The following is a 3,446-nucleotide window of genomic DNA, read 5'->3' on the forward strand; positions in this document are numbered from 1 at the left end:
AAAGCCTGGCGATGTCCTACTCTCACATGGGGAGACCCCACACTACCATCGGCGCTGTTTCGTTTCACGACTGAGTTCGGCATGGAATCAGGTGGGTCCAAAACGCTATGGTCGCCAAGCAAAATGCTTACAATTCGAAAAGCTGTCTTCGTTCTCTATACACAATCAAGTCTCTAACTGAGCCACAAAACCCCTTCGGTGTTGTATGGTTAAGTCTCACGGGCAATTAGTACAGGTTAGCTCAACGCCTCACAGCGCTTACACACCCTGCCTATCAACGTTCTAGTCTCGAACAACCCTTCAGGACAGTTAAACTGCCAGGGAGAACTCATCTCAAGGCTCGCTTCCCGCTTAGATGCTTTCAGCGGTTATCGATCCCGAACTTAGCTACCGGGCAATGCGATTGGCATCACAACCCGAACACCAGAGGTTCGTCCACTCCGGTCCTCTCGTACTAGGAGCAGCCCCTTTCAATTCTCCAACGCCCACGGCAGATAGGGACCGAACTGTCTCACGACGTTCTAAACCCAGCTCGCGTACCACTTTAAATGGCGAACAGCCATACCCTTGGGACCGACTTCAGCCCCAGGATGTGATGAGCCGACATCGAGGTGCCAAACACCGCCGTCGATATGAACTCTTGGGCGGTATCAGCCTGTTATCCCCGGAGTACCTTTTATCCGTTGAGCGATGGCCCTTCCATTCAGAACCACCGGATCACTATGACCTGCTTTCGCACCTGCTCGAGCCGTCACTCTCGCAGTTAAGCGGGCTTATGCCATTGCACTAACCTCACGATGTCCAACCGTGATTAGCCCACCTTCGTGCTCCTCCGTTACGCTTTGGGAGGAGACCGCCCCAGTCAAACTACCCACCAGGCACTGTCCTCACCCCGGATAACGGGGCCAAGTTAGAACATCAAACATACAAGGGTGGTATTTCAAGGTCGGCTCCACAATCACTAGCGTGACTGCTTCAAAGCCTCCCACCTATCCTACACATGTAGGCTCAATGTTCAGTGCCAAGCTGTAGTAAAGGTTCACGGGGTCTTTCCGTCTAGCCGCGGGTACACTGCATCTTCACAGCGATTTCAATTTCACTGAGTCTCGGGTGGAGACAGCGTGGCCATCATTACGCCATTCGTGCAGGTCGGAACTTACCCGACAAGGAATTTCGCTACCTTAGGACCGTTATAGTTACGGCCGCCGTTTACCGGGGCTTCGATCAAGAGCTTCGCCTAAGCTAACCCCATCAATTAACCTTCCGGCACCGGGCAGGCGTCACACCGTATACGTCATCTTACGATTTTGCACAGTGCTGTGTTTTTAATAAACAGTTGCAGCCACCTGGTATCTGCGACTCTCATCAGCTCCATCCGCAAGGGACTTCACCAGCAAGAGCGTACCTTCTCCCGAAGTTACGGTACCATTTTGCCTAGTTCCTTCACCCGAGTTCTCTCAAGCGCCTTGGTATTCTCTACCCGACCACCTGTGTCGGTTTGGGGTACGATTTCTTGTGAACTGAAGCTTAGAGGCTTTTCCCGGAAGCATGGCATCAATGACTTCATCACCGTAGTGACTCGACATCGTGTCTCAGCCTATCGTAGAGCCGGATTTGCCTAACTCTACAGCCTACGCACTTGAACCTGGACGACCGTCGCCAGGCCCACCTAGCCTTCTCCGTCCCCCCATCGCATTCACAACAAGTACGGGAATATTAACCCGTTTCCCATCGACTACGCCTTTCGGCCTCGCCTTAGGGGTCGACTCACCCTGCCCCGATTAACGTTGGACAGGAACCCTTGGTCTTCCGGCGGGGAGGTTTTTCACCCCCCTTGTCGTTACTCATGTCAGCATTCGCACTTCTGATACCTCCAGCAGACTTTACAATCCACCTTCAACGGCTTACAGAACGCTCCCCTACCCAATACATTAAAATGCATTGCCGCAGCTTCGGTTTACAGCTTAGCCCCGTTACATCTTCCGCGCAGGCCGACTCGACTAGTGAGCTATTACGCTTTCTTTAAATGATGGCTGCTTCTAAGCCAACATCCTAGCTGTCTGAGCCTTCCCACATCGTTTCCCACTTAGCTGTAATTTGGGACCTTAGCTGGCGGTCTGGGTTGTTTCCCTCTCCACGACGGACGTTAGCACCCGCCGTGTGTCTCCCGGATAGTACTTACTGGTATTCGGAGTTTGCAAAGGGTTGGTAAGTCGGGATGACCCCCTAGCCTTAACAGTGCTCTACCCCCAGTAGTATTCGTCCGAGGCGCTACCTAAATAGCTTTCGGGGAGAACCAGCTATCTCCGAGTTTGATTGGCCTTTCACCCCTAGCCACAAGTCATCCGCTAATTTTTCAACATTAGTCGGTTCGGTCCTCCAGTTGATGTTACTCAACCTTCAACCTGCCCATGGCTAGATCACTCGGTTTCGGGTCTATATCCAGAGACTGGGCGCGCAGTTAACACTCGCTTTCGCTACGGCTCCCCTAATCGGTTAACCTTGCCACTGAATATAAGTCGCTGACCCATTATACAAAAGGTACGCAGTCACCCCATCACTAAGCCACCTCGGCTTGATTTTGTCGGTTGACCAACGCTGCGCGTTGTTAACCCAAATCAAACAAAAGTCATTGCTGTCACTTAAGCACAATAGCTTAGTGATGGGGCTCCTACTGCTTGTACGTACACGGTTTCAGGTTCTATTTCACTCCCCTCACAGGGGTTCTTTTCGCCTTTCCCTCACGGTACTGGTTCACTATCGGTCAGTCAGGAGTATTTAGCCTTGGAGGATGGTCCCCCCATCTTCAGACAGGATATCACGTGTCCCGCCTTACTCGTTTTCACTCAAACAACGCCTTCGGTTACGGGGCTATCACCCTTTATTGCGTGCCTTTCCAGACACTTCACCTAACGCTATCAAAGCTTAAGGGCTAGTCCGATTTCGCTCGCCGCTACTTTCGGAATCTCGGTTGATTTCTTTTCCTCGGGGTACTTAGATGTTTCAGTTCTCCCGGTTCGCCTCATTAACCTATGTATTCAGTTAATGATAACTGCTGCTGCAGTTGGGTTTCCCCATTCGGAAATCGCAGACTCAAGTGGCTCTTACTGCCTCATCTACGCTTATCGCAAGTTAGTACGTCCTTCATCGCCTCTGACTGCCAAGGCATCCACCGTGTACGCTTAATCACTTAACCATACAACCCGAAGAAGTCTTTTTTGCTTGGTCTTTTTCCCTGAATACCGCGTTAGCATCGAAGGCTGCTTGGTTGCTATCAGACGATAGCGCCCTGCGACATCCTTCTTGCTGCCTTGTCTCAGGCAAAAATCCTCAGCGCAAAAACCTAAGGGTTGATATCATCAACTAATTAGGTGTCACACAATATTTTATACATGAGTGTGTGACTTGGTTTTGCCGGACTCAATTTGAATACACAGTTGCCTGTG

2 rRNA genes are annotated in these 3,446 nt (G+C 51.1%); both read right to left on the bottom strand.

Annotated features, from left to right (window positions below):
- Positions 1–3: 3 nt before the first annotated feature.
- Positions 4–119: ribosomal RNA gene (gene rrf / locus AC55NX_RS20500) — 5S ribosomal RNA — on the bottom strand.
- 86 nt (positions 120–205) lie between these two features.
- Positions 206–3,196 (bottom strand): 23S ribosomal RNA (locus AC55NX_RS20505).
- Between the last annotated feature and the right edge of the window lie 250 nt (positions 3,197–3,446).

Source organism: Vibrio rubrogenes (assembly GCF_059641415.1).